Source organism: Prosthecobacter sp. (assembly GCF_044222565.1).
Classification (GTDB): Bacteria; Verrucomicrobiota; Verrucomicrobiia; order Verrucomicrobiales; family Verrucomicrobiaceae; genus Prosthecobacter.
This window is the reverse complement of record NZ_JBGANA010000042.1, coordinates 1-21,467: the sequence shown is the minus strand read 5'-3', so window position 1 is coordinate 21,467 and position 21,467 is coordinate 1. Positions and strand designations below refer to the sequence as shown.

Here is a 21,467-nt window from a genome sequence, read left to right as displayed (position 1 = left end):
GACGGGTAAAATCATTCGGATCGATCAGACAGATCCAGAAACCATCATTTTACCTTGGCATCCCTCGCCCGTCCCACATTCCACTCCCCCCTCTGATTGTCTCACGGTCCGACAGTCTCCCCATCCCTCCGGAACTCCAGACAACCACCGTCAACCACCGTCAACCACCGTCAACAACAGTAAACCACCGTCAACTTCCCCTCCGTCACGGCTTCTTCTCCCCAGGCGGCGGCCCGGGCTTGTCCGGTGGAGGCCCCGGCGGCGGCCCCGGCTTGTTGTCCGGCTCTTGCGGCGGACGGCGGAACCCACCCTCCTTCGGGTCTCCCCCGCGCTCGCGAAACTTCATAAACTCCTGCCCTGCCGCCTCGCGATAGATCTCACGGAACCTCTTGAAAGCCTCAAGACGTTCGGAAGGAGGCAGCGCATCCAGCCTCGCCAGCGCCTCTTTCACCCGCGGCAGTTGCATCAGCCGCTCATGAAAGCCCCGCGTCTCATCCCGCCTTTCGGGACGGGAAATGGCCTGCAGCTCAGCCCCAAGCCTGATCGCCGCCATATGCGCAAACTGCGGCGATTCCGGCTTCGGCATTTCCGGCAGCCCCCGCTGATCCATCGGGAACTGCGGCTTGATCTTCTCCAGGATCCCCACCACCTCCGGATCAATCTCCTTCAGCGCCCCGTGCAGCGTGTTCCGCATCTCCTCATTCGCCCGCAGCGCCTTGTCCCGCGCCTCGATCACCTCCGGCCGCTGCCACGCCTTTTCAAACGCCGCGCGCACCTTCTGCTTCTCCTCCTCGGAAAGCTTCTCAAACCCATCAAACCCCCGCGGCGGCCCGCCCCCGCCCCGATGCATCATGCCCGGCCCGCCATGCCGATCCCCATCCGGACGCGGCGGCCCCTCACCCGGTTTCGGTGGCATGGGCTTCTCTCCTTCAGACTGGGCCACAGCCGCCGTGGCGAGGGCAAAAAATAGAACCAGAGGACGCATGCCGGTCACTCTCCGTCGCTGCGCTCCTTTGGCAACTCGATAGCTGGTCTCTGTCTTCATCCCCACTAATAACCCGCCACCATGCCAGAAGTTGCACTCGCCCTCAAAGCCGGAACAGATGGCCTGTGCCACACCCGGAATACTCCGGAAAGGCTTCGGACAGGGTCTGACGTTTCGTTGGTTCCGTGTGTTCCGTAGGCCGTCATCTCCGTTGCCAGACTCACTTCACCCTCTCCAGCTTCAGCAACGGCGCCGCCTTCGAGGCAAACTGCGCCACATACAGGTTCCCCTCCCCATCCACCGCCACCCCATGCGGATGAATGAACGTCTTCCCATCACTGCTCATCGGCTGCAGCTCCCCGCCCTCATAAATCGCCGGCGGCGCCCCAATGTTCGACACCACCCGATACCCCCGGTCCAAAATCGAAATGAACCCCGGCGCATTCTTGTCCTTCGGCCACTGGTCCCCAAGATGCGGCACAATCACGTGCTCCCCCCAAAAAACAATGTCCCGCGGATTCCCACCCGGCATCGGGAATTTGTCAATGAAACGCCCCTCCTCAGTAAACCTCTTAATCTCCTGCTGATCGCTCATCGCGATGACGACCACGTTTTTTGCCGAATCCGACACACAAGTCCCCCCTCCGTGCGGCCCCCAATGCTTCAATTGATCCTCCCCCTCCCCCAAATTCCCCCCCCACCACCGCAGCAGCGAGCCATCCGCTTTGTAGTGGAAAATGTAGTCCTTCCCATACCCATCAAAAACAAGGAACTCCCCGCTCGGAAAGTGCACCGACTTCGAAGGCCGGTACTCGGCCGCACTCGCATGCAACTTCGCCCCTTCAGGCCACGGAAAATGCGCCAGCTCCTCACCCTCCAGCGTCAGCTTGCGCACCTCATGCAGCTGAGTGTCAGTGATATACAGCACCTCCCGCCCGCCTTCCTTCACCAGACTCATCCCATGCGCCCCCGGCATCCGCGCCGTCCATTGCTGCAGCAATCTTCCTGTTTTGGCATCCAAAATGACCACATTGTTCTTCACATCATCCGTGAGGAACAAAAGCCGTCCCTTTCCATCAATTGCCACCGCGTGCCCATTTTTGACACTCACCTGCCCCAGCGCCTCATTCCCCCAGCCCGGCACCACGCGATAACGAAACTCCCCCTGTCCCAAAAGGTCCTCCGCATGGGAAAGACAGGTCATTAGAAGGAAAAGAAAGGCAAGACGGAGCATATTCGTCATGCAATCACGCCCTCCGCCAGAACGCAAGATCAACGCACGGACGGTTTGCCAGCCCCCGTATTGCTGCGAGGTTCAATCCGCATGTTCATCATCGTCATCATCGCTCTATGCCTCAGCCTAGCCGTCGCCCGCTGGGCGCAGGGTCGGCATGAGTCCATGATGCTCAAGGGTTTCCGCGCCACCGCCCCAACCGCGCACACGGGTGCCGAAATCGCCCTCATGTTCCTCAAATCGGAAGGTGTGGAGGACGTCAAGATCGTCGAACACAACGCCGTGGTGACCGATTACTTCGACCCGGTGCGCCGCAGCCTGTTCCTCAGGCGTGAGGTGGCAGAAGGCACGACCCTCTCCGCCTGGGCCATCGCGCTGCATGAGGCGGCGCATTCATTGCAAACAGGTGAAAATCTGGGCGAACTCAAATGGCGGCAGAGCTGCATCCGCATGAGCCGTTATGTCCCGACCGCCGCCGTCTTCGTGATCATCAGTCTCATCATTGCCCGCATCCTCGTACCGCGCGTCGCCTTGCTCGTCCTTGCAGCTGTTTTCGCTTTGGTGCTGCTTCTGAACCTTGGCAGTGTGCCGCTGGAGTTCAATGCGAACAAGCGCCTGCGCAAGTTCCTCGACCTGCATCTCAAGAATTACCCCCAGGCCACCGGCCGCCTTTATGAACTCCTGTTCAGCATGGCGATTCGGGAGGTGGGCGACCTGCTGCGTTCACCGCGCTACTTCTTCTTCAGCGCCCTGCCCGGCACGGGAAAGCTGCGGCCTCGTTGACCAGCTGCCTCAGCCGCCGCCGTGCCCGGCACAAAGCGGCCCGGTAGGCACCCGTTTGCTGACGGCAGGGAGCATCTCCCAGCAAGGCAGGTAAGAGCTTGCTCCATGCGTCAGGTTTCATTTCCTTGCGCAATGCTTCCAGCGCTTTCCGAAGATCCGGCAAGGCCGCGGATGGCGTGCGCTCATCGGCGATCTCGAATTCATCCAGCGAAACAAAGACCGCCGAGCCACCCCGCTTCAGACGATGCTGGTCGCGGATGGCGTTGGAGATGCGGCAGCGCAGGCTCACTGTCAGGTGCATCTGCTGCTGTGCCAGCGGAGCGAGCACGAGTTCGGCCATTTTTTGACGCCGGACGAGGCTGAGAAACACCTCCTGCACAGCATCTTCTGCACTGTGTGGATCACAGCCGCGCTGTCTTGCAATGGAGTACAGCCGCGACCAGTGCGTGCGGCAAAAGTCATTCGTGAGGTCGGAGTCCATGGCTCAGTTCACGGTGAATCCGGCGACCTTGGTCCAGGTGTTCGGGCCGAAGGTTGCATTGACGTCGTAGCTTCCAGTGGCTGCTCCAGCGGGAATCGTGATCTGCATCGTGATGACACCTGAGGAGGAATCACGCGTCGTGGTGGTGGGAGTGATGGTGGAAGGACCGGTGAGGGACGCGGCCGTTGGCGGGGTGGTGGCAGGTGGCGCAGGCGGGTTGGTGCCCAACGTCAAGGTCAGCGTCACGGTGGTACCACGACTTCCGCTGGAGGGAGACACACTGGTGATGGTGCCAAAGCTGGCGGCAGTGGTGGTGAAGGTCTGCTGTGAGCCGTAGGTGGTGCCACCGGCATTGACCGCCTTGACGCGGAAGTAGTAGGTCGTTCCTGCGGTGAGACCGCTCAGGCTGCAGGCCACGCTGGTGCCGGAGCTGCCGGTCACGGTGGAAGGTGTGGCGCTGGCCGAGCTGGTGTAGGAAGTGGATGAGGTTCCGTATTCAAAGGTTACCGTGGTGCTGCTGGAGTTGGCATTCACTGTGCCATTCAGCACCGCCGAGGTGATTGCAATGCCGCTGGCAGCGCTGGTGCTGGCGGTGGGAGCGATGAAGGTGCCGGCCGCGCTGGTGGTAAAAGTCACATCGCTGCCATAAGTCGTGCCGTAGCTGCTGGTTGCGACCACGCGGCAGTGGTAGGTGGTCGATTCTGCCAGTCCCGTGATGCCCGCGCTGACGCTTGTGCTTGTGCTGCCTGACAGCGTAGTGGCGGAGACCGAGCTGCCGTAGCCGGTGGTGAGGCCGTAGTCAAAAGTCACCGTGGTGCTGATGCCATTGGCGTTCACGGTGCCGTTCAGCGTGGCGGTGCTGCTTCCAACTGCGCTCGCGGCACTGGTCGCAGCCGTGGGTGCCGAGTAGGTGAAGCCACCGCCGCCGTCGTAGGCGGCCAGGGCGCTGCGCTGCACACGGTAGAAGCGCTTGCTGTTGCCCGTGGCGCCGCCTGTCTCGATTACACTGGTGGCCGTGGAGTTGGCGGTGGCGGGCTGTGCCGTAGCGAGGGTGCTCCAGGTGCTAAGATCTGCAGAAGCCTGCACCTTGTAACTGCCACCTTCCACACTGGTCCATGTGAGGGTCACGTCTCCGGTGGCGGTGTTCACGCCGCCCATGCTGGCGGTTTCAGTCAGGTTCTCCCCGCCCTTGAAGTAGGTGGTGACGGTTTCAGTGATGCTCGTGAGCGCCCCGCCGGTAGGAGTGCCGTAGAACCAGCGGTTGCACATGTAGGGGAACTGAGGCACCCCGGCGCTGGTGATGTTGAGAAAGTAGGCCCAGGTGCCGTTGGGAAACTCGGGTGTCACGCAATAGCGAACATTGTATTCATTGAGGTCAAAATCGACGCCGAGCGTGTAGTACACGCCGGAGCTTTTTTGCAGGTCGCCGAGGTAGGCGTTGTCCTCGACATAACGGCCAAGAGGATAAGTGGTGCTCACGGCTGGACCAGCCACGGAGGTGCCGCCATTGCGGAGAGACCACGCGGGAACCGTCCTGCCTGCAGTGGTAATGTTGTCCACGCCTGTGGTAAGACCGTTGCGCAACACGAAGCCACCGATCATGCGACGCACGCCGCTGGTGGCATCCATGGGGCTGCTGTAGCCATAAGGCCCGTACAGCGGCAGCCCGTCATACATCCAGCCGATGATGGGAGAGTGCTTTGCGGGAGTACCGGTGTTACCCTCCGCATAGGTTTTGGCGCCAGCGTCATAAGTCACGTTGTCATTCAGCAGGTAGCGAAGGCCATAGGGGTTGGCGTGGTTGTGGTACTTGCCGGTGTTCTGCTGATGGGCGTAGCTTTTGTCGAAAGTGATGGCTTCGTTTACATACGCGTCCCGATGCCACTGGCCGGTTCCCGGCGAGGATTCAGTGCCATTGGCGTAGGAGTAGCCGTCCATCGGATCGAAGATGCACACTCCGTCCATATAGAGCCCCACGGCGTCCTGCATGACGCCGCCCACGGAAAATCCCTGCGTGCCCGTCTTGGTGGTGGGAATGACGTAACTGCGAGGGAAGCGCGCGATGATTTTCTGATTCACCGGAATGTTGACGAAAAGTGCGGACTTGGCCGCATTGTCATACCAGGGGCCCATGAGGTAGGTGGCCAGATCAGGGGTCTTCACATACACCCAACTGGTGCTGTAGGAGATCTCCTGCGGGCCGGCATAGACGGGCAGCGATTGAGAAAGCGTGTTCGGGCCGCTGGTCCGGGTCCAGGTGGTTTCGGAGGTGCCTGCGGCAAGAGAGGCATCGGTCTCGGTTATGCGGGCGTACCTGCTCGAGCCAGCGGTGTACCACGAGGAGAGCTGGGGATCGGCGTGAGCGGAGGCGACGAGCAGAAGTAAGACGGTGACCGTTTTCATGATGCCGCCAAGTCTGCCGGGCGATCATTAAGCCAGCATGAAGGCGAAAAATAAATCTCCTGTCATCTTTGGACGGCATTCTTCATCGCCGCTTAATGAAGACGCGTCTATCCTGCTACCATGCGCCTCCTCATCGTGGAAGATGAACCCGACATGCTCGACACGCTGGCTGAAGCCATGCGCGGCGAAGGCTATGCTGTGGATGAAGCCGCGGACGGCGAGGATGGACTCTTTAAGGCACTCGAGATCGACTACGACCTCATCATCTGCGATGTGATGATGCCTGTGCATGATGGCTTCGAACTGCTGCGGCGGGTGCGCCAGGTGAAGAAGACACCCGTACTGATGCTGACCGCCCGCACCAAGGTGCAAGACCGCATTCACGGACTGGACAGCGGTGCGGACGACTACCTGGCAAAACCGGTGGATCTCAATGAACTGGCCGCGCGTGTGCGTGCGCTGATCCGTCGTGCGCATGGCAACGCGGCGTCCGTACTCGTCATTGGAGAGGTGGAGATCGACACCGCCGCACAAACGGTGAAGGTGGCGGGCCAGCCGGTGGTCCTAACCGGGCGCGAGTATGCGCTGCTGGAGTTCTGCGTGCAGCGCCGGGGGAAGATCATCACCCGCACGCAGCTTTATGAGCACCTGCACGATGAAAATGACACACCGGTGTCCAACCTCGTGGACGTGCATGTCTTCAACCTGCGCAAAAAGCTGGGGCAGGATTTCATCGTGACTCACCGCGGGAGGGGCTATAGCGTCGGGGCATGAAATGGCTGCCGAACAGCATTCGCTGGCGCATCCAGCTCTGGCATGGTCTGCTGCTGCTGGCCGTGCTGACGGGTTTTGGAATCACGGCCTATTTCTTTCAGTACGAGAATGTGCAGGCCCGCGTGGACGGAGAATTGAGGCTGCGACTTTACATGCTGCACGATCAGCTCACCCGAGGGCATCCTGGAGAAGGCGCCGGGCCGCCGCCGGCCGATGAAAACTCGTCATTGGCGAGCGAGCTGTTCGGGCTTCCCATGCTGGACCGAGCGCAGCCGCCACGCAGTGGAGGCATGCTGCAACGTCCCGAGGTGCAGGAGGCCTTCCAGCCCCATGCCGGCTATTATTTCCACCTCTGGTTTCGTGACGGCGGATTCTTTGACAAATCTCCCAACGCGCCAGCAGGACTTGCCATGCCGACCAGAGCTGCATCGGCAGTATTTCGCGATCGTCCAGGAGTGCGGGAGGCCTATGACTTCACGCCTCCGGGAGAATGCCTTCTGGTGGGAGTGGATGACTCCGGCTTTCGTGCCGAGATGCGCCGGTTCACCGGGGAGATCATCGGGTATGGCAGCATCGTGCTGCTGCTGGGCCTGCTGGGTGGATGGTGGGTGGCCTCGCGTGCCATCGCTCCCATCCGCGACATCAGCGAAGCAGCGCAGAGGATCGCTGGCGGACAGTTGCAGGAGCGCATTCCGGTGGCCGAGACGGAAAGCGAACTGGGCCAGCTGACCGCGGTGCTTAACGACACCTTCACGCGTCTGGCGGCGGCGTTCGATGAGCAGGCGCGCTTCACTTCCGATGCCGCCCACGAACTGCGAACTCCGGTTTCCGTGATCCTGGCGCAAACACAACTGGCTCTGGCGAGGCCTCGGACCATCGAAGCCCATCTCAAAACCATCGAGATGACCCGACGCAGCGCGCTACGCATGCAGGAGCTCATCGAGTCCCTGCTCACGCTGGCACAAGCGGATGCGAAAACGGCGACACCCTCGCAGGCGTGCCAGCTGGATGAAATCAGCCGGGAGAATATGGAGCACATTCGTCCGCTGGCGGAAGAACGCGGCATCATCTTGCATCAAGATCTGGCCCCTGCGACCTGTGCCGCGCCGCCGGACCACATCACTCAAATTGTGACCAACCTGCTGGCCAACGCCGTGAAGTATTGCCGCCCCGGTGATGCGGTGCGCCTGAGCACCCAGCGTGAAAACGGCCACGCCTGCCTCACCGTCGCCGACACGGGTCCGGGCATCTCTGCGGAGCACCTGCCGCATTTGTTTGAGCGCTTCTACCGTGCGGAAGCTTCGCGCAACCGTGCCGCAGGCGGCGCGGGCCTGGGCCTGGCGATATGTAAAGCGCTGGCCGAGGCGCATGGCGGGAGCATCACTGTGCAGAGCGAACTTGCGAAGGGAACGGTGTTTCAACTGCGGCTGCCTGCCGTCTGAGAGTCACGCAAGGCTGTGACGATGCGCGGCGTTATCTGCGCATGGTCAAATACCTCGTCCTGCTGCTCGCCACTTCCTCCATGCTTCTCGCCGACACGCAAACACCGGCTGTGTACACCGGTGATTTTATCATCAAGGTGAACTACCACTACCTCCTCAGCAAGCCGGAGGGGTACGAGGCTGGCAAAGACAAAAAGTGGCCGCTGGTGATCTTCCTGCACGGCTCCGGCGAGCGCGGCAATGACCTGGAGCTGATCAAAAAACACGGGCCGCCGAAGTTGATCGCCGCCGGGCAGAAATTTCCCGCCGTAGTGGCGAGTCTGCAATGTGAATCCAACAACCTGTGGAATCCGCATGGGGTGAAGGCGGTCACGGATCATCTGATCCAAACGCTGAACATTGATCCCAGCCGCGTGTACCTCACCGGCATCAGCATGGGTGGCTTTGGCACGTGGGAGACGGCGTTTGAATATCCGGACACGTATGCGGCGATCGCTCCGATCTGCGGCGGTGCGGGCGTGCGCTGGGTGACAGCGGGACGACTCAAGCACCTGCCCTGCTGGATTTTCCACGGGGACAAGGACGGAGCTGTGCCGGTGGAGAACAGCCAGAAGATCTACGACGCGCTCAAGAAGATCGGAGCGCCAGTGAAACTCACGATCTATCCCGGAGTCGGGCATGATTCGTGGACCCAGACGTACGAGAATCCGGAGCTCTGGAAGTGGTTGTTTGAACAGAAGAAGCCTTGAGCGAAGCAGCCGCAAGGCGCAGGGCTTGGCGGGCGTTTGATCTTCACCATGATCCGACCTCTCCTCCTGCTTCTCGCCGCCTCCTCATTGCAGGCCCAGGTGCTGCCCGGCACGCAGCCGCTGGAACCGAATCCGGATTTCTCCGCTACGATGGTGGCGGGGATCGACAAGATGGCGCTGAGGCTGATCGAGCAGTCGAAGACCGGCCGCAAACCGACGCGGGAGAAATTGAAGGCCATCATCGGCGCGGTGGATGAGCGCCTGCCCATCACGGCGCTGGAGCTCGTGGGGGACACCACAAACCCGCCGCTGCTGGCGGAGACAGAGACTGCGCGCATCCTGCGAGTGCGCTGGCCGGTGTTTGAGGGGGTGCATGGGGAGGGCATCTTGATTCAGCCGAAAGCGCCGGCGGTGGCGCGAGTGATCTACATTCCAGACGCGGACACGGATCCTGAAAAGCTGGCGAACGACGCCATGCTGGCCTACAGCGGCTGCGAGATCGTCATTCCGGCGCTGATCAGCCGTGGCAGCGAGTTCAGCACGAATGACAAGTTTGGCGTGAAGACGAACGTGCCGCACCGCGAGTGGATCTACCGCCAATCCTATGAGCTGGGGCGGCATATCATCGGCTACGAGGTACAGAAGATGCTGTCGCTGGTGGATTACTATAGTACGCAGCCCAAGCTGCCGCTGCTGGTGGCGGGGCTGGGAGAGGGCGGCCTGATCGCGATGTATTCCGGGGCGATCGATGAGCGCATCACCTCCGTGTATGTGTGGGGCTGCTTTGAGCCGCGCGAGGGCGTGTGGGCCGAGCCGATCTACCGGAATGTGTTCAATCTGCTGCGCGACTTTGGCGATGCGGAAGTGGCTTTCCTCATCGCTCCGCGTCCGCTGGTGGTGCAGAACCTCGGCTTTCCGAATGTGCAGGGGCCGCCGAAGGCAAAGCAGGGTGAACGTGAAATCGCCGCGCCGGGGAAAATCACGAAGCCTGCGCTTGAAGCAGTGAAGGCTGAAGTCGCGCGCGCCAAGGCGCTGGCACCGGGAGACTGGATCATGCTGGCGACTGAGGAGCACGGTTTGAAGGAAGTGGTGGCCCATCTGCTGCCAGCGGAAGTGGCAGGAAAGCTGGTGAAACGCATCGAGCCGATCATGCCACAGAAAAACGAGCAGCGGGCGAAGGTGGATGCGACGCGGCAGCAGCGCATGGTGCGGGAGCTGGAGGCCTTCACGCAACGCCTGCTGGTGACGACGGAACTGGAGCGCAAGAAAGAGTTCTGGGACAAGCTGCCGCTCAAGTCGATGGAGGAATATGAAAAGCATACGGCAGGTGAACGGGACCGCTTTTGGAATGAGGTGATCGGCAGGCTGCCGGACCCGAATCTGCCGGTGAATGCGAAGAGCCGTTTTGTAAGGGAGACGGACAAGGTGAGGATTTATGAGGTGACGATGGATGTGTGGGAGGATGTGTTTGCCTGGGGCTGGCTATGCCTGCCGAAAGATTTGAAGCCCGGAGAGAAACGTCCCGTGGTGGTGTGCCAGCATGGGCTGGAGGGGATTCCGGAAGACACGATTACGACGGATGAGACGCAGCGTGCCTTCGCCCCCTACAAGGGTTTTACGCTGCGGCTAGCGGAGCAGGGCTTCATCACTTTTGCGCCGCACAATCCGTACCGGGGCAAGGATGCGTTTCGGACCTTGCAGCGGAAGCTGAATCCGCTGGGGCTGACGCTGTACAGTGTGATCAACGGGCAGCACCAGCGCATTCTGGAATGGCTGAAGGCGCAGCCGTTCACGCCGGCGGACAAGATCGCTTTTTATGGGCTAAGCTACGGAGGCAAGTCCGCCATGCGCACGCCTGCGGTGCTGAAGGACTACTGCCTGAGCATCTGCAGCGGGGACTTCAACGAATGGGTGCGCAAGTGTGTGAGCAGCGACATGCCGATGAGCTACATCCACACCCACGAATACGAAATCTGGGAGTGGAACATGGGCCGCACGTATAACTATGCGGAGATGGCGGCGCTGATCGCCCCGCGGCCCTTCATGGTGGAGCGCGGGCACAATGACGGGGTGGGGATCGATGAATGGGTGAACTACGAGTATGCCAAGGTGCGCCGGCTCTATAACAAACTGCAAATCGGTGACCGCACGACCATCGAGCACTTTGACGGGCCGCACACCATTCATGGGGTGGGGACGTTTGAGTTCCTGAAGGAAAAGCTGGGGTGGAAATGATCCGAAAGGACGGCTCAAAACCCGGAGCAGCAAAGGCTTAGGGTGTTTTGAATCAACTGCCAAGGGATGCCTCTGGCGTGCCTCCTATGGTATCACGCGATGAGCGTGACCCATTTTCTCAAGAAGCCTGTCTTCTCCCTGCCGTCGCGCCAGGAGTTGCCCAATCTGCAGTACTTTTTCAGACGATTGTGGCTGATTTTTGGCGGCGCTGCGGTGCTGCTGGTGCTGAGCTTTGGAGTTTTTGGCTACATCGGAGAGAATCTGGAACAGCGGCGGGCGGACAATGTCAGCGCGGTCAATCTGCTGGGACGGCAGCGCACGGACAGCCAGGTGCTGAGCCGGCTGATGATGCAGGCGGAGATCGGCGCACAACCGCTGCAGACGTATTACCTGGGGAAGATCGACCTGGTGTGGGCGAGCATGAATTCCTGCCAGGAGATGCTGCAGTCCGGGAAGCTTCTGCAGCATGCCACGGGAGCGCAGTTTGAGGAGATTCAAAAGAGGCTGAACCAGGCCAAAGAGAGCTTCCAGAACATCGCCAAAGTGATCAAGAAACTGCATGCGAGCAGAGACGGCACCCAGACGCTGCCGCGTGATCTGGGAGAAAAGCTGACCGAAGAATGCGATGTCCTGGCCGGGGCCCTGGACCAGGCGGCGCAGAAAATCACCGCGATCAATGTCGACACGAACGTGCAGATCCGGCTGCTGGCATGGCTGCAGATCGCCGTGACGGTGGGCATTTCACTGGTGACGGCGCTGCTGCTGACGCAGGGGCAGATCTCCACGACGAGGCAGCTGGTGGAAACGAGCGTGAGGCTGGAGGAGCTGACGTACCTGCAGAATGCGGTGCTGGAGAGCGCGGCCTGCGGGATCATCAGCACGAACACGGCGGGACTGATAGCCACTTTTAACTGCGGAGCTGAAAAGCTCACGGGGTACTCGAGGCAGGAGGTGGTGGGAAGCCTCACGCCGGAACTGTTTCATGACGCGTCAGAGATGGCGCGCATGGCCGCCGAAGTCTCGCGGGAGACGGGCACGGTGGTGGCCCCCGGATTTGAAGTGCTTACGGCGCGCGCCAAGTGCGGCATCCTGCGCGAATGTGAGTGCACGTATGTGCGGAAGGATGGCAGCCGGGTGTTTGTCTCGCTGGCGATGACGGCGATGCTGGACGATGATGGAGAGCTCACCGGATTCCTGGGGATCGTGACGGACATCACGGAAAAGAAAAAACTGGAGCAGCAATTTTTGCGGGCGCAGCGCATCGAAAGCGTGGGGACGCTGGCGGGTGGGATCGCGCATGATTTGAACAATGTGCTGACGCCGATATTGATGTCGATCGAGCTGCTGCGGCTGACGAACACCAACCCGCGCACGCTTTCCATCCTGACGGGCATCGAGGGCAGCGCGAAACGCGGGGCGGACCTGGTGCGGCAGATCCTGACCTTTGCGCGGGGAGTGGAGGGCAAGCGCTCAGAGCTGCATGCCGGGAGGTTCATCAAGGACATCCAACAGTTTGTGCAGGACACCTTCCCCAAGAACATTTGCTGCATGTGCAACCTGCCTGAGGATCTTCCGCCGTTTATGGGAGATCCGACGCAGCTGCACCAGATCCTGCTAAACCTTTGCGTGAATGCCCGGGATGCCATGCCGGATGGAGGAACGCTGACGATCACCGCCGCGAAAACGGTGCTCAATGAAGCGGCGGCGGCGGCACAGATGGATGCCAAGCCGGGCCCATACATCACCCTTAGCGTGAGTGATACGGGCACAGGGATACCGCCGGATGTGGTGGACAAGATTTTCGACCCATTCTTCACGACGAAGGAGATTGGCAAAGGCACGGGCCTGGGGCTTTCCACGGTGCTGAGCATCACGAAGAGCCATGGTGGCTTTGTCACCGTGAGCAGCGAGCCGCATCAGGAAACAGCCTTCACGATCTGGCTGCCGGCGGTGCTGAACGCGAACAGCAACTCCACACCGGCGTTTGTGGACGAACAACTGATCCCGCATGGGAAAGGCGAGCTGATCTTGATCGTGGATGACGAGGAGGCGATACGCACGACCACGCGGCAGACGCTGGAAGCGATGGACTACCGGACGCTGGTGGCGGCGGATGGGGCGGAGGCGGTGGCGCTGTACCGGCAGCACGGCGCGGAGATAGCCGTGGTGCTGACGGACATGATGATGCCGGTGATGGACGGCCCGACGACGATCCAGATGCTGCGGATCATCAACCCTGAAGTGAAGATCATCGCAGCGAGCGGGGTTTCCCAGCAGGGCAGCCCGGCCAAGGTGGCGGAGATGGGGGTGCGCCATTTCCTGCCAAAACCCTACAGCGCGCAAACCGTCATGACGACGCTGCGGCTGATCCTGAGCCCGGAGGAAAGCTGGCGGGAAGAACCCGTCAGGAGCATGACTCTAGGATGACGCGGGGGACTCGTCTGCAACTGTGTCTGCCGCATCGTTTTCCGCTTCAGTGCCGTCGGTGGCCGGCGCCTGCACGATGATCTGAGAGGAGCTCACGCCTTTTTCCAGCTTGCGGAGGCGCTTGGCCTCTTTTGCGGCTTTTTTTGCATTGTCGCGCTTGCGCTTTTCGAATGAGTAATTGGGTGCTGCCATAGTGTGCGGGGAAGAGAGGGTGATGGATTAATTCGGCACAATGACACTCGCCGCACGCGCAGCGATGGATGCCTCTGCGCGAGCCAGACGAAACACGCTGGACGCCTGCTCCAGCCCGGTGAGGCCGCGATAGGACTTGTCCTTTTTCTCCACCATGCCGCTGCTGGCCAGCTTGAGCAGTTTCTCGTAGCAGCGCAGGCGCAGCATTTCCTCGCCCCCGCTAACGGCATTCCTGCGCTTCAGCCCCTCGAAGACTTTTGAAAACAAGGGTTTGAACTCAATGATCTCTCCTCCCGCCAGCGCAATCACCAGTTCATCTGTCACATGATCAACGGACCGGCGAATGAAAGCTGAACGCTTTGGGATAGTCATAGGACGCAACCTTAGCACCCTGAGCGGCGCTTGCGTCGGTTATATGATAAAAATGCCGGCGTAGCGGTTTGGTAGCGAAAGCCTCCACAAATCCGCAGGGGCTCAGGTCCTCATCGGCGCGGTGGAAAGCACGGGCTGGATGTGATTTTCGGAAACGAGGGTGACGAGCAGATTGTTCACCATGGTGGCTTTGGAAGGGCCGTCGAGCTGGACGATGCCGTCGGTTTCCAGCTTGCGGAGGGCCATTTCGACCATGCTGATGGCGCCATCGACAATGATCTGCCGGGCGGCGAGCACGGCCTGCGCCTGCTGGCGGCGCAGCATGGCCTGGGCGATTTCCGGGCTGTAGGCAAGGTGGCTGAGCTGGGCCTCCAGCACCTCAATGCCAGCGACGCTGGTGCGTTCCGCCAACTCTGCACGCAGCTGGGTGGCGATCTCCGCAGGATGGCTGCGGAGAGCGGTCTCCCCTGGCGTGTGAGGCTCATAAGGGAAGAGATTGGAAAGATGACGGAGGGCGGTTTCCCCCTGAAGGCGGACGAAGTTGTTGCAGTTTTCGACGGCAAAGGTGGCCTTGGCGGAGTCCACCACGCGCCAGACGATGACTGCGGCGATTTCAATGGGGTTGCCATGGGCGTCGTTCACCTTGAGCTGCTCGCTCTGAAAGTTGGCGATTTTGAGGGAGATCTTCTGGCGGCCCGCGAAGGGGTTGACCCACCAGAAGCCGTTCTGCACGAGACTGCCGCTGTATTTGCCAAAGAAGGTGAGGACCAAGGCCTCATTTGGGGAGACGATGGCGACGCCTTTGAGCAGGAGAAAGCCAATGATGGCCGCGGGGACGGTCAGGAGGGGGACATACTCGGTGTATCTGTAGGCAACGAAACCCGCCAGGATGAGGGCAGCGGCAACGACGAGGAGACCCGGAATGGCGAAGGCTTTTTGTTCTTTCATGGTGAGGTATTACAGCTCCAGGCAGAGGTGCCGTCATTGAGAAATTTAGGCGGATTTTCCAACCGTGAGCTGCTACGACAGTGCGTTTGCATTCGCTGCATCGTCCGCTAGTCTGGGGGACGTAACTTAACGCGCTATGCAAACACCCAAAATCACCGCCTACCTGAAAACCTACTGTGGCTGGAGCGAAGGCGTCCGTGCCATCTTCCGCAAATACGATCTCCCCTACGAAGAGAAGGACATCATCAAAAACCCCGCCTTCCGCTGGGAAATGGAACAGAAGAGCGGGCAGCCGCTGTCTCCCTGCGTGGAAATCAACGGCACCATGCTGGCTGACATCAGCGGCGAGGAAGTGGAAAGCTGGATGAGCGCCAACGGACTGCTGGAGAAAAACGAGGCTCCAGCGGATGCGCCGACCAATTCCGCCTGCACCGACGCCCAGCACGCCGCGATGGCTGCGGGTCAGGTGGGCACGCTGAAATTTGTGGGCTGATTCAATTTCTCTTCATGCGTACCCGGCTTTTCCTTTTTGGCCTGGCGGTGTCCCTGGCCGCCTGCAACACGGTGTATTATGCCGCCTGGGAAAAGCTGGGCTACGAGAAGCGGGACCTGCTGAAAAGCGCGGTCAAAAAAGCGCGTGGTGAGCAAAAGGACGCCGGGGTGCAGTTCCAGGATGCGCTGACTCAGCTGAAAAAGCTGACGAACTACAAAGGCGGCAATCTGGAGTCTGCCTACAACCGCTTCAAAGGCGAATCCGAAGACTGCGAATCCCAGGCAGCGCGGGTGCGGAGCCAGATCCGCGAAGTGGACACGGTGGCGCGGGACTTGTTCCGGGAATGGGAGGGCGAAATCCGCCAGTATGAAAGCGCCTCCCTGGCTGCCGACAGCCGGCGCAAGCTGGCGGAGACGCGAACGAGGTTTGAGCCGCTTTCGCGCTCACTGCATGCCGCTGAAGCGACGATGGATCCGGTGCTGCGGCAGTTTCATGATCAGGTGCTGTACCTGAAGCATAATCTGAATGCGGAGGCCATCGGGTCGCTGCGTGGGACGGCTGATAATATCCAGGGAGACATTCAGCGCCTGCTGGATCAAATGAACCGCTCGATAGCTGAGGCGGACAAGTTTATTCAGACGCTTTGATCTGAGCTCAGGCGGTGGGCAGAGGGGTAGTGGGAGCTTTGAGAGCGCGAAGGAGGAGGTAGGCGCAGGTGCCGGTGGGGCCGACCATGAGGGTAAGCAGAAGGCAGGGCGCAACGATCCAGGGGCTGTAGCCACGCTCGCGGCTGTCGAAGTAAATCCAGCGGCCGACGAAGAGATCGACTCCGAGGAAGTGGATCCAGGCGAGGGCGACGCAGTGGGGATCGGCGAAGAGTGTGGTGATCTCGGCGAAGTTTCCGCGGGCGAAGATGGGCAGATTGGTGAGGTAGTACGGGATGTTCAGCAGAGCATACGGCAGGCAGATGAGGAAGATGGGCCAGAGCGGGCGCATGAGCTTTTGCGTTCCCTTCCAGTGCGGAAGAAAGACCATGCAGAGCCAGAAGGGTGCGACGGCAAGGTTGAGGACTTTAAAGGCGAGGGCGTAGAGGTCCATGCGTTGGAAAGGATGAAGGATGAAGCGGGCTTGGGTTCGAACTCGGATTAATGCGTGGGTGTGGGCGCTGGGACCCGCACACGGAGTGTGCGGACCACTTCGCGACTGGCGAAACGAGAATCAGTGGGGATTGAGGGGGCCAGTTGCGGCGCAACTGGGCTACTTTTAATCGAGGTCGTATTCGAGGATGTACTGCTCAGGGAAGGGGCCGCCTTTGAGGTCGATCTCTCCGGCTTTGCCGGGGGCGGGGCGGAGGTTTTTCTTGAGGAGGAGGGCTTTGATGATCTGGGGCACCTGGATGAGGCTGACGTGATCCCCAAGGCAGCGATGATGGCCGTAACCGAGAATCATGTACATGCTCTGCGGGCGGTCGAGGCGGAACTGCTCGGGGTTTTTGACAAAGGTCTCGTCAAACATGGCGGACTGGGTGCCGGCGAGAACGAGGGAGCCTTTGGCGATTTTGGTCTCACGCGGGGTGCCTTTGGCGAGGATATAATCCTGCTCGGCATAGCGTGGGAGGACGGAGTTACCGGGGCGGAAGCGCAGAGCCTCCCAAACGTAGCGGCCGAGGAGGTCGTCGTTGTTTTCGCGGGCGGCTTTGATGGCTCCCTGCAACTCGGTGGGACGGGTGAAGAGTTCGGCGAGGGCTTTGCAAACGGCGGCCTGGGTAGTCTCTCCGGCACCGATGAGGAGGCCGGCGGTGAGGATGATCATGCGGTCATCGGTGATGCCTTTGACCTCATTGGAACCCTCCTTGAGCATGCGGGCAAGAACGGTGTCTTCAGCACCGGGATTCTTCGTGAGAAGGGCGCGCTTTTCTTTGATGAGGCCGCCGATGTAAGAGGTCATTTCATGGCCTGCACGGATGGCGTCTGAGTGGATGCCATGCTCTGCCTTGATGTTTTTGAAGAAGTCGGCCTGGGTGGCGCGGGACCAGCGGAACATGGAGGCCTCGTCAGGTCCGGGAAAGCCGCCATAGGCTCCGGTGAGAAGAATGGGGACACGCCGGGCGACTTTGTTGACGATCTCGATGCGGCCGACGGCCTTGCCGGTCTTGGGATCGGTGGTGGTCTGCGTGCCTTCGGCGATGGCTTTGTGGCTGAGGGAGACGACCTGGGTCTTGATGCGAGGGTAGTCCGCGGGCGTCATGAGCGCACGCATGTAGGGTTTTTCGACGAGATTGTAGCGGGTGTGGTCGCGGCCCAGCATGAAGGCCCCCATGCAGTCGTTCATCTTGGAGCCGTAGAGACGAACCGTGAAGACGTCCCAGTTGTTGAGGACTTCGAGGACGTCTTTGCGATCGGCGACGAGGACGGTGGAGGTGAACTTGAGTCCGGCCTTGGTGGGGACGGGAGCGGTGGTGATGACGGGGCGGTAAGCCCGCATCTCCTTGAAGGTCTCGATGGAGTTGTCCTGCAGCCAGTCGAAGGTGGTCTTGAGCTTGAGGACATCGAGCCACTGGCGGTCGTAGTCCTTGAGGAAGGCCTGGGGGTCTGTGGGATGCTTGCGGTCAACGGAGCAGGACGCGACGCAGAGAGAGGCTGCGAGAGCGAGGACGGGCTGGAGTTTCATGAGGCGCGCTTGGGAGAGGGATCAGAGGCTCTTGAGGAATTCGAGGAGTTCTTTGCGCTGTTCGTCGGTGAGGACGTTGACGCCGTATTCGTGGCCGGAGTTGGAGTTGCCGGGGAGGGAGGTGTCGAAGGTGAAGGAGGGCTTGCCGTCAAACTCGGCCATGTCTTTGTAGCCGCCAACGGCGGGGTCGTATTCGCGGGTGCCGAGATGGAAGGTTTTTGAACGCTGAGCGGCGGGGAGAAGGATCTCCTTCAGGTTGGGCACCGAGCCATTGTGCAGGTAGGGCGGGGTGGCCCAGATGCCGGTGAGCGGGCGGGCTTTGTAGATCTTGGGAGCGATGGGCAGGCGGGTGTTGATGACGGGATTGGTGCGGAGATTGAGAGCCTGCTGGTTGAAGTCCGAGAGGAGGCGCTCGAGCACGGTGGTGTGATCTTCTCCAGGTTTACCGAATTGATGTTTTTTGGCCATGTCGTTGATGGTTTCCGCCGTGATCTCTCCCTTTACGATGTTGAGGTCAGCCTTGAGGGATTCGAAAGGGTGCTGGAGGAGGCCGCCAACGACGGAATGGATCAGGGGATCGAGACCGTTGGTCTCTGCGGGAATCTCTTTGCCGATGATGCCAGCCTGCTTGCGACCGGCGAATTTTCCGGCCTTGCGGAGCTTGACCATGTTGTCGAACTCACGGGAGTCCGTTTTGACTTCATCGATGGGCACCGGGACGGAAGCATACTTCATGCCTTCGTTTTCACGGGGGACGACGGCGTGGCAGGAGATGCAATGTTTTTCGTAATGAACGCGGCCTTTGTCGGCGAGGGCCTTGTCGATGGGCGGGAGGATTTTACCGGGCCATTTGGGAGAGCGCAGCATGGCCACCCACTGCTCGAGGAAACCGATGCTCTCGACGACGATGGAGGACTGGTATTTGAACACGCTTTTGTCGTCTGGGATGTCCATTTCTCCGTAGACGCCGAGAACCTCCCCACCGTTGCGGATGAGGGCGCCGATATTTCCCGGACCATTGGGGGCAAAGCCGGTCCACTGCACGACATCAGACTGATGTGTGCCCCAGAGGAAAGGGTAGCTGACGGGTGCGTCCGAAGGGAGGGCATTGTCCGGCATGTTGTTCATGTGGACGAGGACCTTGTTGAAGATCTGGCCGATGGCGTCCGTGCGGCCGTAGCCGTACGGGGGCATGTTGGGGCTCTGGTAATGGTTGGCCACGTTGCGGTCGTTGAGGGCGGCGGTGCGTTGCTTGAGAGCTTCGCGCAGGGCGGCTTTGGACTCGGTGGTGGCAGCACTGCCGAGAACGGTGGCGGAGAAGCGGCCGAATTTTTCCTCGTCCTCGGAGGTTTTTTTCATGGCGGCCACGAGGCTGAGATCAAAGGCGTCCACATCGGCAAGGGTCTGACCGCCATCGATGCGGATCTGAGTACCGTTGTAGGAGATCTGGCCGGTGTGGCAGGCGGCGCAGGTCATGCCCAGCCATGCCTTCTTTTGAGAATCGAGCCCCATGACAAAGCCGACGGGGAGACCGTCGGGGTTCCAGAGTTTGTCCGCAGCGGTGGGCAGGTAGCGGAGGTTGCGCATGTTTTCATCGCCACGGAAAAGCTCTTTGCTGTCCGGCATTTCGAGGGCGAGAAACCAGTCGTAAGGGAGGATGCGGGAGCCCTGATTAGTGAAGTAATAGGCCTGCTGCGTGCGGGTGGACCAGCCCTGCTCCAGATTGACGGCTTTGTCCTTGGAATTCACCACGGGAGTTCCAGTGGCAATGATGGTGCCGGGAGCGTAGTAGAAGTAGAGTCCTGCGCCGGCGGCGAGGATGAGGGCGATGATGGGCAATGACTTTTTCATGGGAGGAAGGAAGGGGCGGAGGCGGGATGTGGTCATCCCACCCCTAGGGGCGACGGATGAGAAATGGAGGCTGAACGGCAGGAAGCGCTAGACGGGCCAGGCTTTACCTGTGAGGAGGCCACGTGACTGCAGGACGCTGCGGTCAGTGCCTTTGAGGATTTCTTTCATGAGGCTGACGACCTCTGGAGTGATGAAGTAGGCACCGTGGATGGGGATGCCATTGATAAAAGGGATGTTGTCGTACTGAACGGGAAAGAATGTGGAGCAGTCCACGTCCCAGACATTGTCCACCCGTCCAGAGACGCTGTCTGTCGGCGGACTCAAGGCCAGACCGCTGCGTCCGAGGCGGCGCGTGCCGAAATGCTTGAGTCCTGAGGAAGCACCGAGCACGGTGTCCCGCCCGGTGTACATGGCGGTGACGCGGTAGGTGATGTTGGCCACGGCGGTGCCATCGGTGGAGTCCTGGCCATCCGGCTCAAAAAGATCGTTGTCCACATCGGCGGCAACCATGAGGAGCTGATTAACGAGGGAGACACTGAGGGGCTGGTTCTGCCGTTTCCAGCCCGCCCCCATGGCACGGTGGAGGAGGAAGTTACCCATGCTGTGGGCAATGATGGAGATCTTGGCACGGCAGGCGTCCGCGGGATCTTCCTGCGCCGCCTTTTGCTTGAGCAGGAGCCAGTCGTGGAGACGACCAAGAATGTCTGTGAAATCGGAGGCGCAGGCCTGGGCGTGTTCGCGATCCGGGAGGTAACCGAGGATGCTGCCGAGGGATGGCCAGTCAAAGGAGATGCAAAGGCCGAGGCCGTCCGGCCCAGCGTAAATGTCCCGTGTCAGCTGCTGGTAACGCTGCGCGGCGTCCGTAAAGCCGTTGTTGTAACCATGGACGAAAAAGCCGACGTGCTTCTGCTCCTGATGTGCCGCGAGCTGGTTAAGGATGGGCATGGCCTCCGCAGGCTGACCGCTTGCAGCAGCGAAGGCAGCCGCAGTGGCCTGGGATACGAGGGGAAAGGCCTGGGCAGCCTGCTTGAGCTGAGTTTCGAAGACAGCACCCGAAACGGAAGTCCATTTGTCGATGGTGTCCGCATGGTCGTCGTCAGTGATCCAGTAGGAGAGCTTGCCAAGCTCGTGGGTGGGCTGCCCCTGCCGGAAGAGGCGATTGCTGATCATCCAGTATTTAGGCATAGTATAAGATCTTAATTGTAAGACGGCTTTGTTTTAAAGTGATATTTCTTCACCCTTTAAAAGTAAACACAAAAAAACGGGAGCGGCTTTTTTGCATCTTCATTTAGACCTAATGCCGCTAAGCAATCGTTGTGACGGCGAAGTTTCTGGAGGTGGACGACGAAGAGGTGTTGATCATGCGTGGCCATTTGTCCACAGGGCGTCGGACTTTGCGCTGGCAGGATCTTGTTCGTCGTGGTGGCA

The 21,467-nt window shown here is 60.4% G+C and carries 20 protein-coding genes; 8 read left to right on the top strand and 12 right to left on the bottom strand.

The genetic code is table 11. The features are described from left to right. Nucleotides 1-205: 205 nt before the first annotated feature. Together ACILSR_RS32020 and ACILSR_RS32015 are read right to left on the bottom strand one after the other, a co-directional pair. Nucleotides 206-985, bottom strand: coding sequence for a hypothetical protein (locus ACILSR_RS32020; protein WP_395753901.1), 780 nt, complete (start codon nt 983-985; stop codon nt 206-208). Nucleotides 986-1,205: 220 nt separating this feature from the next. Then, nucleotides 1,206-2,189 (bottom strand): hypothetical protein, encoded by a 984-nt coding sequence (locus tag ACILSR_RS32015; protein WP_395753900.1) that lies wholly within the window; start codon nt 2,187-2,189, stop codon nt 1,206-1,208. Nucleotides 2,190-2,309: 120 nt separating this feature from the next. Here ACILSR_RS32015 and ACILSR_RS32010 point away from each other — a divergent pair, with 120 nt between their 5' ends. Next, entirely contained in the window at nt 2,310-3,002 is a 693-nt protein-coding gene (locus tag ACILSR_RS32010) for a zinc metallopeptidase (protein WP_395753899.1), read from the top strand. Here the strand turns inward: ACILSR_RS32010 and ACILSR_RS32005 are convergent. Beyond that, the gene (locus ACILSR_RS32005; protein WP_395753898.1) at nt 2,962-3,483 is read right to left on the bottom strand and encodes an RNA polymerase sigma factor; all 522 of its coding nucleotides are present in this window, start codon (nt 3,481-3,483) and stop codon (nt 2,962-2,964) included. The two genes, ACILSR_RS32010 and ACILSR_RS32005, sit on opposite strands and share 41 nt — an antisense overlap. A gap of 3 nt (nt 3,484-3,486) precedes the next feature. After that, a complete protein-coding gene (locus tag ACILSR_RS32000) occupies nt 3,487-5,886 on the bottom strand; it encodes a YHYH protein (RefSeq protein ID WP_395753897.1) in 2,400 nt (799 codons plus the stop codon). Between the two features lie 120 nt (nt 5,887-6,006). Here ACILSR_RS32000 and ACILSR_RS31995 point away from each other — a divergent pair, with 120 nt between their 5' ends. The 5 genes from ACILSR_RS31995 (at nt 6,007) to ACILSR_RS31975 (ending at nt 13,513) form a co-directional block, all read left to right on the top strand. Continuing rightward, the gene (locus tag ACILSR_RS31995) at nt 6,007-6,660 is read left to right on the top strand and encodes a response regulator transcription factor (RefSeq protein ID WP_395753896.1); all 654 of its coding nucleotides are present in this window, start codon (nt 6,007-6,009) and stop codon (nt 6,658-6,660) included. After that, nucleotides 6,657-8,102, top strand: a complete 1,446-nt coding sequence (locus tag ACILSR_RS31990; protein ID WP_395753895.1) for a sensor histidine kinase — start codon at nt 6,657-6,659, stop codon at nt 8,100-8,102. Before ACILSR_RS31995 ends, ACILSR_RS31990 begins: the two co-directional genes overlap by 4 nt. A 41-nt stretch (nt 8,103-8,143) precedes the next feature. Beyond that, nucleotides 8,144-8,851 (top strand): prolyl oligopeptidase family serine peptidase, encoded by a 708-nt coding sequence (locus ACILSR_RS31985; RefSeq protein WP_395753894.1) that lies wholly within the window; start codon nt 8,144-8,146, stop codon nt 8,849-8,851. A 48-nt stretch (nt 8,852-8,899) separates the two neighbouring features. After that, nucleotides 8,900-11,086, top strand: a complete 2,187-nt coding sequence (locus tag ACILSR_RS31980; RefSeq protein WP_395753893.1) for an alpha/beta hydrolase family protein — start codon at nt 8,900-8,902, stop codon at nt 11,084-11,086. A gap of 105 nt (nt 11,087-11,191) precedes the next feature. Further along, nucleotides 11,192-13,513, top strand: a complete 2,322-nt coding sequence (locus tag ACILSR_RS31975) for an ATP-binding protein (RefSeq protein ID WP_395753892.1) — start codon at nt 11,192-11,194, stop codon at nt 13,511-13,513. On the opposite strand, the gene ACILSR_RS31970 is transcribed toward ACILSR_RS31975, so the two are convergent. The 3 genes from ACILSR_RS31970 to ACILSR_RS31960 form a co-directional block, all read right to left on the bottom strand. After that, entirely contained in the window at nt 13,505-13,705 is a 201-nt protein-coding gene (locus tag ACILSR_RS31970) for a hypothetical protein (RefSeq protein WP_395753891.1), read from the bottom strand. The two genes, ACILSR_RS31975 and ACILSR_RS31970, sit on opposite strands and share 9 nt — an antisense overlap. 27 nt (nt 13,706-13,732) lie before the next feature. Then, nucleotides 13,733-14,077 (bottom strand): hypothetical protein, encoded by a 345-nt coding sequence (locus ACILSR_RS31965; RefSeq protein ID WP_395753890.1) that lies wholly within the window; start codon nt 14,075-14,077, stop codon nt 13,733-13,735. 102 nt (nt 14,078-14,179) lie between these two features. Beyond that, nucleotides 14,180-15,025: an SPFH domain-containing protein gene (locus ACILSR_RS31960; RefSeq protein ID WP_395753889.1), complete on the bottom strand. Its 846-nt coding sequence runs from the start codon at nt 15,023-15,025 to the stop codon at nt 14,180-14,182. A 136-nt stretch (nt 15,026-15,161) separates the two neighbouring features. On the opposite strand from ACILSR_RS31960, the gene ACILSR_RS31955 reads away from it, so the two are divergent. After that, nucleotides 15,162-15,518 carry a glutaredoxin family protein gene (locus ACILSR_RS31955; RefSeq protein ID WP_395753888.1) on the top strand — a complete coding sequence of 119 codons (357 nt, stop codon included), beginning with the start codon at nt 15,162-15,164 and terminating at the stop codon, nt 15,516-15,518. A gap of 14 nt (nt 15,519-15,532) precedes the next feature. Beyond that, entirely contained in the window at nt 15,533-16,165 is a 633-nt protein-coding gene (locus ACILSR_RS31950; RefSeq protein ID WP_395753887.1) for a DUF2959 domain-containing protein, read from the top strand. A 7-nt stretch (nt 16,166-16,172) separates the two neighbouring features. Here ACILSR_RS31950 and ACILSR_RS31945 read toward each other — a convergent pair whose 3' ends face one another. The 5 genes from ACILSR_RS31945 to ACILSR_RS31925 all read right to left on the bottom strand — a co-directional run. Then, a complete protein-coding gene (locus ACILSR_RS31945; protein WP_395753886.1) occupies nt 16,173-16,616 on the bottom strand; it encodes an ABA4-like family protein in 444 nt (147 codons plus the stop codon). A gap of 165 nt (nt 16,617-16,781) precedes the next feature. Beyond that, entirely contained in the window at nt 16,782-18,188 is a 1,407-nt protein-coding gene (locus tag ACILSR_RS31940; protein ID WP_395753885.1) for a cytochrome P450, read from the bottom strand. A 21-nt stretch (nt 18,189-18,209) separates the two neighbouring features. Next, on the bottom strand, nt 18,210-20,039 hold the full coding sequence (locus ACILSR_RS31935; RefSeq protein ID WP_395753884.1) for a di-heme-cytochrome C peroxidase: 1,830 nt from the start codon (nt 20,037-20,039) through the stop codon (nt 18,210-18,212). Between the two features lie 87 nt (nt 20,040-20,126). Further along, nucleotides 20,127-21,224, bottom strand: coding sequence for an alpha/beta hydrolase (locus ACILSR_RS31930; RefSeq protein ID WP_395753883.1), 1,098 nt, complete (start codon nt 21,222-21,224; stop codon nt 20,127-20,129). A gap of 56 nt (nt 21,225-21,280) precedes the next feature. Then, on the bottom strand, nt 21,281-21,467 hold a 187-nt coding region (locus ACILSR_RS31925), incomplete at its 5' end, for a hypothetical protein (protein WP_395753882.1).

Coding starts and splice junctions, on each gene's coding strand:
- ACILSR_RS31985 (WP_395753894.1), top strand. CDS start 8,144: ATGGTCAAATACCTCGTCCTGCTGCTCGCCACTTCCTCCATGCTTCTC.
- ACILSR_RS31955 (WP_395753888.1), top strand. CDS start 15,162: ATGCAAACACCCAAAATCACCGCCTACCTGAAAACCTACTGTGGCTGG.
- ACILSR_RS32010 (WP_395753899.1), top strand. CDS start 2,310: ATGTTCATCATCGTCATCATCGCTCTATGCCTCAGCCTAGCCGTCGCC.
- ACILSR_RS32015 (WP_395753900.1), bottom strand. CDS start 2,189: ATGACCTGTCTTTCCCATGCGGAGGACCTTTTGGGACAGGGGGAGTTT.
- ACILSR_RS32000 (WP_395753897.1), bottom strand. CDS start 5,886: ATGAAAACGGTCACCGTCTTACTTCTGCTCGTCGCCTCCGCTCACGCC.
- ACILSR_RS31935 (WP_395753884.1), bottom strand. CDS start 20,039: ATGAAAAAGTCATTGCCCATCATCGCCCTCATCCTCGCCGCCGGCGCA.
- ACILSR_RS31945 (WP_395753886.1), bottom strand. CDS start 16,616: ATGGACCTCTACGCCCTCGCCTTTAAAGTCCTCAACCTTGCCGTCGCA.
- ACILSR_RS31980 (WP_395753893.1), top strand. CDS start 8,900: ATGATCCGACCTCTCCTCCTGCTTCTCGCCGCCTCCTCATTGCAGGCC.
- ACILSR_RS31960 (WP_395753889.1), bottom strand. CDS start 15,025: ATGAAAGAACAAAAAGCCTTCGCCATTCCGGGTCTCCTCGTCGTTGCC.
- ACILSR_RS31940 (WP_395753885.1), bottom strand. CDS start 18,188: ATGAAACTCCAGCCCGTCCTCGCTCTCGCAGCCTCTCTCTGCGTCGCG.
- ACILSR_RS31990 (WP_395753895.1), top strand. CDS start 6,657: ATGAAATGGCTGCCGAACAGCATTCGCTGGCGCATCCAGCTCTGGCAT.
- ACILSR_RS31995 (WP_395753896.1), top strand. CDS start 6,007: ATGCGCCTCCTCATCGTGGAAGATGAACCCGACATGCTCGACACGCTG.
- ACILSR_RS32005 (WP_395753898.1), bottom strand. CDS start 3,483: ATGGACTCCGACCTCACGAATGACTTTTGCCGCACGCACTGGTCGCGG.
- ACILSR_RS31970 (WP_395753891.1), bottom strand. CDS start 13,705: ATGGCAGCACCCAATTACTCATTCGAAAAGCGCAAGCGCGACAATGCA.
- ACILSR_RS31950 (WP_395753887.1), top strand. CDS start 15,533: ATGCGTACCCGGCTTTTCCTTTTTGGCCTGGCGGTGTCCCTGGCCGCC.
- ACILSR_RS32020 (WP_395753901.1), bottom strand. CDS start 985: ATGCGTCCTCTGGTTCTATTTTTTGCCCTCGCCACGGCGGCTGTGGCC.
- ACILSR_RS31965 (WP_395753890.1), bottom strand. CDS start 14,077: ATGACTATCCCAAAGCGTTCAGCTTTCATTCGCCGGTCCGTTGATCAT.
- ACILSR_RS31930 (WP_395753883.1), bottom strand. CDS start 21,224: ATGCCTAAATACTGGATGATCAGCAATCGCCTCTTCCGGCAGGGGCAG.